Source organism: Parvimonas sp. D2 (genome assembly GCF_035282635.1).
GTDB lineage: Bacteria > Bacillota > Clostridia > Tissierellales > Peptoniphilaceae > Parvimonas.
Genome location: NZ_JAYKBO010000038.1, coordinates 1 through 276, shown reverse-complemented (window position 1 = coordinate 276; position 276 = coordinate 1). Strand labels below are relative to the sequence as shown.

Sequence of the window (276 nt, the reverse complement as noted above, 5' to 3'; positions counted from 1 at the left end):
GCTTTTCGGGTTCTGGCCTGATCCTTTCCAGATCGCCATGCTGATAGACGCACCGCCTGAGACGGCGTTTGTGCGAAGGAGATGACTTGTGCTGAACCTTGACTGCGAAAAGACCCAGGCCGTCGCCGACCAGAACCGTCAGGCATTCGTCGCCCTAGACCATGCCCTGGTGGAGGCCGCGCAACTGACGACAGCCTTCCTCACGGCCTCGCAAGGCTCGGGCCTCACCGCCAGCGAAAGCCAGCGCATCATCAAACAGATTCACGATAGCGCCAC

At 60.5% G+C, this 276-nt stretch carries 1 protein-coding gene; it reads left to right on the top strand.

Going from position 1 to position 276, the window contains the following annotated elements:
• Positions 1–88: 88 nt before the first annotated feature.
• Positions 89–276: hypothetical protein (locus VJI77_RS07495; protein ID WP_323988967.1), on the top strand; the 188-nt coding region annotated here is incomplete at its 3' end.